Below are 7,586 nucleotides of genomic sequence, written 5' to 3'. Positions count from 1 at the left end.
CCTGAAGGGCAAGGCGATGATGAGCATCAACGACCACCCGGACATCCGGCGCTGCTTCGAGGGCATGCACATGGAGTCGCTGGACATCGCCTACACAGTGGGCGGCGGCGGCAAGGCGGTCGACCGGCGCGAGCTAGTCATCTGGTCCTGGGATCCGCAGCAAGACCCGGCCGGGCTGTTCTGATCCACCAGGCCAAAGGGCGTGCAATGCGCCCTTGAGGACTGTATGAACGTACAGTATATTTCTGCCATGGATCACCCGTCTTTCCTGCCAAGCACCTGGCTGCATCGCGTCTCGGCGCGGCTGCAGGCGCAGTGGCCGACGGTCGATCCGCAGCGGCTGGACGACGTGGCGCTCGACCTCTGGCGGGACGAGCGGCTACGCGCCATGCCTCCCGAAGAAGCGGCCGTCGCCTGGCTGCGCCCCGTGCTGCCCGAATGAAATGCTGGTCGACGTGGTGGAGATGTACAAGCGAGGTCAGCGCCTCGAGCGGGGGAGCCTTAAGTTCGTTGAGCCTCACCGAGGCCTGCTGAACCTCACTCCGGATCGGCCTGGTCGAGATCCGCGGGATCGCAATCCGCCGCTGTTGGCCGGCCTGCGTCGTCCTGGGGCCCTCAGTTGGGTCTTGCCGCCGCTGGATCGGGCGCGGGTGGTCCGCATCAATCCGCACGGCATGCTGATCAAGGGGCGGCAGGAGCTTCAGTCGATCAGGTCGAGCCGCAACTCCGAGTGGTTCGACCAGGCGTGGTGGGTGAGGGTGGTTGCACCGGCTGCGCGCGCCGCGGCGCTAGAGTTCGAGGATGTGCAACCTGTACACCTCGCCAACTGAGCAGGAAGTTTGGGACTACTGGGACGTGAGCGGACCGATGCCTCCATTGCGATTCTTCGAAGGCCACCACGTGGGGCCGAAGAAGCAGGGCCAGTTCCTGCGCGCGGACCACGCGACCGGCGGCCTCATCTACGCCGTCGGGCGTTGGCAGCTCGTGCCAACGAACTGGCCGGACATCGACACCTACCCGTACTCGACGAACAACGCACGCTGGGAAGACAAGGTGCGGGTCAGCCGCACGTTCAAGCCGGTGTGGCTGGCGGGGCAGCGCTGCGTGATTCCAATCCGGAACTTCTACGAGCCCTGCTATGAAACAGGCTCGCACGTGAGCTGGCGGTTCGAGAGCGCCGACGGCAGGCCGCTTGGCATGGCCGGGCTATGGAACAGCTGGATCGACAAGACCACCGGCCAGGTCTTCGACACGTACACGATGATCACCATCAACGCGGACGATCACCCGATCATGAAGCGCATGCACAAGCCTGACGCCGACGATCCGGAGAAGCGCATGGTTGCGGTGCTGGAGCCGCAGGACCAGCAGGCCTGGCTGTTCGGGGCGCCGTCCGAGGCTGAGCAGGTGATTCGGCAGTGGCCCGCGGAGAAGATCAAGGCGACACCGATGCCGAAGGTCGAGCGGCCTGCGAGACCGAAGGCGCCACCTGCGGTTGCGCCTGATCAGCAAGGAGACTTGTTCTAGGCGTCGTTGTTCCCACGGGGAGAGCGGGGCACCATGTCGACTGCCTAGTGGAGCAACCGATCCGCGGGAGGCAGGAAGAACTCGACCAGGGATGAGGCGTTGGCGGGTCGCTCCGACCCGAAGATGGTGTCTATGACGCAATCAGCAACGCCGAACCACAGCTGTGCGGCGTCGAACTCTGCATTGGAGGGCAACTGCTCAGGAGGAAAACCGGCGTGGTCCCAGCTTTCCAGCTTGTGCGCAGATCGGGCCGCGAATGTGGGCGTCACCTCGGCCGCTTCGAACATCGCGTGAACAGCGGCATGCGCCCGCTCGATCTGCTCGGGCGATGCGCCCGCCACACTGATCACGAGGTTCTCGCGGGGAAGGGCTGGCGCCGCGCCGCTGCCGTCAGTCATCGGCGGCAGCTTCATGCCCATCAAGTGCTCGGCGGCTTGCTGAGCGGTGCGCACATTCTGGACGGGGTCGGCGGCTGCGGTCTCCCACAGATCCCACGCCTCCATCAGGCTGAGCCTGGGCTCGAGCTCGAACGCACGCTCCCAGAAGGCAAGGCGCCATTGGCGATCGACGGTGCCTGCGTCGGCCTGCGTCCGGAAATATCGCTCGGCCCAGGCCTCCGGCGTGCCCGTATCGGCGGCGGCGAACGAATCCTGTGCGACGGTCTGCAGCTGTTCGATCGTGGCATTGGGGTCCAGCTTGCTTAGCTTGGTGAACACACGGTCGACCCAGGCGGCTTTGTTCAGGGCAGTCGACATGATCTCTCCAGTACTACGGGGGCGGTGCGCGGTTCGGGCGAACTCTACGACGGGACGAGGCTGCTGACGAGAGGGCATGTCAGGGCGCTGCAGATGGGGGTTCGAGCGTAGGCTGCTCACGTTCAACGCATTTCAGGAGACCACAGCATGGGGCAGCTCGACGAAGCAGGCGACGTCACCAAGTACCTTCACGGAGAGATCATGGCAATGAAGGCGCTGATCGCAGCAATGGTCCAGGTCTCCGTTCCGAAACCGCTGTTCGAACAGGCGGCACTCAAGGAGCTGAAGCTGCTGCGCGATGCGTTCGAACCCAATCCGAAGGCGGCTATCCAACTGCGCGCGGTTGAGATGACCGAGAGGTGGCTGCTGGACTTCACCCGCGACAGCGTCCAAACACGCAAAGGTGGAAGTAGCGGCTGAGGCCTGAATACTTGGTATGACGTACCGTCTCATTGACGACTCAAAACTGTTCGGGCGATCTTCTGCAGGTTAAGGTGAATTATTCCCTGAAGAGTAGGGTGGTGGCACYGCGCCGATAAGAGCATTGAGGGTGCCAATATCTCTCGTCGCGTCTGATGGCAGGCTTCTGCCGTCGTCTGGTTCCTGGGTAACCGAGGTGGGGGTCAATTGCCCGTGTAGGAACGATATCCTCTGGTTGTGCGATATTTGATTGTCGGCATTGATCCGGTCGACTAATTTAACGGCTTGAGCTTTGGAGTTTGGTATTGGAACCGCCCCCGGTCCGACTAATCCGCTAGGCTCCGGAAGTGGATGATGAAGAACCAGCGCATCTAGCATCTGTGCGACTGCTCGTACGCCCTCTGGCGTGGTGAGTAGACGACTGTCTGTGGACAAATTTGCGCCATCGGATCGCACCAGTTTCGTCGGATGAGCTTGGGCTAGGTCTGTATCTCTGTGCGACTGCCGCCAGCACCAAACAATCGAGGCGCAAAGCAAGGTCGCAATCACAACAAACGGCCATCCACTTGCCTTGTCCATAGCGAGCAGCGAACCTCCGACAAGAAGGGCAAAGATCGCCGTCACTGTCAAGCCGACGAGAACAACTTGACTTCGGACGGGATGAACTGCAAATGATGCAGATGCTTTAAAGTGGTTGCTTGGGTCCGTCATTCTCTGCGCCCCTAGTCAGAGATGGTTTCGGAGCCATCAGGGTTCTTGGTTGGTAGAAAGTATGCAGGAAAGAATTGCAAGGTCCAGTGGTAGCGCCCGAGAAACAGCTTTATTATCTTCGATAAACCATTTGAGTATTCAATCCGAGTGGATGCATCAATAACACACTGCACTAACTCAAAGTTGTCTGAGTTGACCTGGAGTACGCAGTTGTCAAAGCGACACTCGATGAACTTGTAGCCATCAAGCTTTATGACCTTGCCGTTGTAGTACAGGCCTCGTGCTTCAGGCCTTTTCCATAGTGATGCTAACCCGAGTGACTGTGTGTCCCTCGGCCCATTATTTGCGCCAAGTGTCGCAAGTGCGCTCGCAAGTGCGCCAATCTTGGTCTCGTCCGTACTCAATCTAATCACTCCTTGGGAATATGGGTGAAATTGGAACGCTGTTTTGGATCACTCGCGGTGCGACCAAGAAGATGGTGCCGATATTGCCATCAAATCAGGCCCAGATTGCAACTTGCGACGCGCTGCGTCCTCAATATTTAGTACAACAACCTGCGCTCACTGCGATTGCACGGAAAATTGGCCTCCGGATGYGCCGCTCGGTGGCTCGGGCATCGAGCGGCTCAGGCTGGATACTGACGTGCAGACTGGCACGGCTGTCGGGAGGGCTTGTGCGTCTGCGCCGTTGGCGCCGAACTTCCGTAGGTACAAGGGCCCCTAGCAAATGAAACTAGGAAGAGGATGACGAAGAGGCGGAGGATGACGAGGAGGCGGAAGAGGACGTAGAAGCAGAGGACGGCGTAGAGGGGGTCATTGGTTGATATTTGGCCGAAATCGCAAGCGGGTTGATGTCGATGATCCTATCGGAATCGCTGCCGCTAGTGCTTGCTCCAGATTCGAAATGTGATGCATCATCAAGTGCATCGGACCGAAAATGCTCGGAAGACATGCGTGGATTAATATGTACATACTCGCCATCGGAGGCAAAAATCATATGGCCTCTTCCGTCAATATGAAACTCTACCTGACCGGGGGCGTAGTCATGCTTCGAAAGTGTTTCGTCGGTAAAGTCGTTGTGGCGAATGATTGCTTTCGAGTCTTGGGTGAGTGGGCCATTGTCAATTGTGTTTGCAATCAGCAAGCAGAATTGCGCCATCTTTCCAACGGTCCAAGGTTTTTGGTTCGTTCTTGTTTGATCCAATTCACCCTTGCATGCGGTGATATATTTCTTTAAGCTGTTTTCTGCAACCCGGCCGGCGGCGTTAATCTTTACATAGCCGGCGAATGCCTGAATCAGTGCTTCGGCTACCGGCTCATGGCAAGTGTATTGAGTCGGGATATATTGCGTATCCCCTGCTAAGAGGTTCTCCCACGTCTCTCTGGCTTTCTCTACGTTCAGGTTGCTGCGAAAGTAGAACTTGAAAGTGGCGTGTTTCGGCAGCGCTCCGGATTGCAGCATTACCTTGTCGGATTTGACGTCGAAATATCGCCGCTCGTCCGGAAAATTGCTGACCTTGTAGGTCTTCATATCGCGCGCTTGGCGCTCCGCATTCGCCACTCCCACTTTTGGGACACGCACTGTCTTTGCGTTGGGTCCATATGAGGGCGGCGTTGCTCGGCCCTCATGTGAGGGCCACCACGAAAAGTATTCGGATGATCCTTTGTCCTCGATCTTCATCGCCGAGTGCCCTTGCGGGAGGCGCTTGGACTGCTTCCAGATGTAGACGACGATCATCGGCATGATGTCCCCCTGAGCGGATGTTCGGCATTCTAGAGGGGGGGGCCGATCTTCGGAAGGGGGTCTCATTCCCGCGTGGTAGCAGGAATGTGCTTCGGCCATCGTGTATGGCATGCGGCAGTCCGTTTGGTGGCGAACGCGCAAGCTGTCGAATTCTTGGTGTTTGGTGGCTTGCAAATCCGTTGAGGCAAGTGTGTTGTCGAAGGAGCTCCCGGAAGCCGCGCAGTCCGAATCGATCGACCGCTTCAGGACTAGTGCAAACGTCTGGACGCGGCAGCTGCTCGGCTCCTCTCGACCCTGAGTCGACATCGACCTGCCGAGATTGCCGCCGCAAGGCTCACGCTCAACGTGTAGTCAAGCGGCCGGAGCAGCCGCCACCAAACGCCGAGGTTAGCCACGCGCCCTGCTGTAGACCGACAGGTCGCCGCGCACGCCGAGACTCTTCATGAAAGCCGGCGGGTCGAAGCCCTCGCTTACATAGTGCGCATGCATGGTCGCCTTGGCCCGTGCCATCGCTTCTGCGCTGGCCCATTCGACGATGGTGACGACGTTGAACTCACCCGGCCCCTCGGTCTGTGTCAGCACGAGGTTCTGCCGGCAGCCTGGCTGCCTGGCAAGYAGGCCATCGACGTTGTGCACGCGCGCGAGGAAGGCGCTCAGCGAGGCGGACGGAACCGYGAACTTGTCGACGCGGAACAGCGAGGTGGACATRCGTTGAACCTTTCAATGAAGCTGGTGAGCGGACTCTAGAACCTCAACTAAAGTCGAGGTCAAGAGGTGCACATGAATCATCCTTTGGAAGCAGCCGGAATCGCGCTCAGCCTGAGCGTGGGCGAGGTGGCGCGGCGCAGCGGCGTGGCGGTGTCGACGCTGCATTTCTACGAGGCGAAGGGGCTCATYGCCAGCCGGCGCAGTGCCGGCAACCAGCGCCGGTACGCRCGCGACGTGTTGCGCCGCGTCGCCTTCATCCGYGTGGCGCAGCGCGTGGGCATCCAGCTGGCGGACATTGCCGCGGCGCTCGRCACCTTGCCCGCGAGCCGCACGCCGAACCGAGAGGACTGGGCGCGGCTGTCCAGCACCTGGCGCGTAGAGCTCGATGAGCGCATCGCGCAGCTGAAGAAGTTGCGCGACACGCTTGACGACTGCATCGGCTGCGGCTGCCTTTCGATCGATCGCTGCCGGCTGCGCAACCCGTTCGACAAGCTGGCCGCGCAGGGGCCGGGCGCTCAGCGCCTGCTCGTCAAGCCCGCCAGGGAGTGATCCGCCAGCGTGTCGCACAGCACGTCATCGAGCGGTGTGGAGCAGCTGACTGAGGGTGATGTTGGTATGACCGCAAGTGGGCCGATTGTTGCCAGCGGATGTCGGGGACGCCCGCTGGCTATCGTTGGACCCAGGCATGGAGCAACGCATTGGCATGGGAAAGGCGCTGCTGTGTGCGAGCGCTGGAGCGGCTTGGAGGGCCAAAATATTTCCCGCGATTGAGCTGCGCGACTGCGCCAACGCTCGCTTCTCTCCCAAGATTGTGATTCCTGTCGTCGTGGGTTCGAGTCCCATCAGCCACCCCACCGAATTTCATAGGAGCCGCGAGGCTCCTATTTCATTTCCGGGGAAGAATCCCGTTTCAGCCCCTGGCGTCCGACGGATCGGACCGCCCGCCGTCGGTGCTGCTCAGCCAGTCTTCGAAGGCACTGACCTCGCGGTCGGCCTGGTCAGTCTCGATCCACTTCGAGTAGATCCGCAAAACATTTCAACGCTGTGCCCCAGCTGGGCGAATGCCCAGGCGTTTCAGAGTCGGCGTCCAGTAGGGTCAGTCGCGCCCGCTACGTGCCTGCAGCGAAGGACTGAACCGGCACGAAGCGATCGTTCGTCGGCCTCGAAAGGCTACGCCCCTGGACAGTCACCTTGGGGTGGATGAGGTGCATGATGCCTGCTCGTCAGCGCCAGTGAAACACACCTCAATGAGGGAGCCCGACCAGCCGCTGCGGGGCTTCTTGGTGCGTACTGCAGTCGGTTGCATGGCAAGGGGCGCAGTGGTTTGCCATTTCATTCGGCGCAGAGCAGCGTTTTTGGTAGCGATCTTCCAACTCATTGAATTCATTGGGCTGTGGCAGATTGCAAATCCGTTGAGGCAAGTGTGTTGTCGAGGGCGCTCCCGGAAGCCGGGCAGCCCGAATCGATCGACCGCTTCAGGACTAGTGCAGACATCTGGACGCGGCCGGAGCAGCCGCCACCCAACGCCGAGGTTAGCCACGCGCCCTGCTGTAGACCGACAGGTCGCCGCGCACGCCGAGACTCTTCATGAAGGCTGGCGGGTCGAAGCCCTCGCTTGCATAGTGCGCATGCATGGTCGCCTTGGCCCGTGCCATCGCTTCTGCGCTGGCCCATTCGACGATGGTGACGACGTTGAACTCACCCGGCCCCTCGGTCTGTGTC

At 60.3% G+C, this 7,586-nt stretch carries 8 protein-coding genes and 2 pseudogenes; 6 read left to right on the top strand and 4 right to left on the bottom strand.

From position 1 onward, the window contains the following. The 4 genes and pseudogenes from AC1DXV_RS28370 to AC1DXV_RS28355 form a co-directional block, all read left to right on the top strand. Positions 1 to 184: pseudogene (locus tag AC1DXV_RS28370) on the top strand (DNA adenine methylase); the annotation flags it as partial. A gap of 66 nt (positions 185 to 250) precedes the next feature. Then, positions 251 to 442 (top strand): hypothetical protein, encoded by a 192-nt coding sequence (locus AC1DXV_RS28365; protein WP_477866382.1) that lies wholly within the window; start codon positions 251 to 253, stop codon positions 440 to 442. A 1-nt stretch (position 443) separates the two neighbouring features. Continuing rightward, on the top strand, positions 444 to 830 hold the full coding sequence (locus AC1DXV_RS28360; protein WP_477866380.1) for a hypothetical protein: 387 nt from the start codon (positions 444 to 446) through the stop codon (positions 828 to 830). After that, a complete protein-coding gene (locus tag AC1DXV_RS28355) occupies positions 802 to 1,527 on the top strand; it encodes an SOS response-associated peptidase (RefSeq protein ID WP_477866378.1) in 726 nt (241 codons plus the stop codon). Before AC1DXV_RS28360 ends, AC1DXV_RS28355 begins: the two co-directional genes overlap by 29 nt. A gap of 44 nt (positions 1,528 to 1,571) precedes the next feature. On the opposite strand, the gene AC1DXV_RS28350 is transcribed toward AC1DXV_RS28355, so the two are convergent. Then, positions 1,572 to 2,282 (bottom strand): hypothetical protein, encoded by a 711-nt coding sequence (locus AC1DXV_RS28350; RefSeq protein ID WP_477866376.1) that lies wholly within the window; start codon positions 2,280 to 2,282, stop codon positions 1,572 to 1,574. Positions 2,283 to 2,429: 147 nt separating this feature from the next. On the opposite strand from AC1DXV_RS28350, the gene AC1DXV_RS28345 reads away from it, so the two are divergent. Then, positions 2,430 to 2,702 carry a hypothetical protein gene (locus tag AC1DXV_RS28345; protein ID WP_477866374.1) on the top strand — a complete coding sequence of 91 codons (273 nt, stop codon included), beginning with the start codon at positions 2,430 to 2,432 and terminating at the stop codon, positions 2,700 to 2,702. A 1,443-nt stretch (positions 2,703 to 4,145) separates the two neighbouring features. Here AC1DXV_RS28345 and AC1DXV_RS28340 read toward each other — a convergent pair. Beyond that, positions 4,146 to 5,156 (bottom strand): hypothetical protein, encoded by a 1,011-nt coding sequence (locus tag AC1DXV_RS28340; protein ID WP_477866372.1) that lies wholly within the window; start codon positions 5,154 to 5,156, stop codon positions 4,146 to 4,148. 387 nt (positions 5,157 to 5,543) lie between these two features. After that, positions 5,544 to 5,864: an antibiotic biosynthesis monooxygenase family protein gene (locus AC1DXV_RS28335; protein ID WP_477936741.1), complete on the bottom strand. Its 321-nt coding sequence runs from the start codon at positions 5,862 to 5,864 to the stop codon at positions 5,544 to 5,546. Positions 5,865 to 5,936: 72 nt separating this feature from the next. Between AC1DXV_RS28335 and soxR the strand changes: the two genes are divergently transcribed. After that, complete coding sequence (gene soxR, locus AC1DXV_RS28330) at positions 5,937 to 6,413, top strand: redox-sensitive transcriptional activator SoxR (protein ID WP_477936739.1); 477 nt, start codon at positions 5,937 to 5,939, stop codon at positions 6,411 to 6,413. A 983-nt stretch (positions 6,414 to 7,396) separates the two neighbouring features. Here the strand turns inward: soxR and AC1DXV_RS28325 are convergent. Continuing rightward, a pseudogene (locus AC1DXV_RS28325) lies at positions 7,397 to 7,586 on the bottom strand (antibiotic biosynthesis monooxygenase); the annotation flags it as partial.

The organism is Rhizobacter sp. P3_C12 (assembly GCF_056402735.1).
This window is presented reverse-complemented; position numbering and strand designations above follow the sequence as displayed.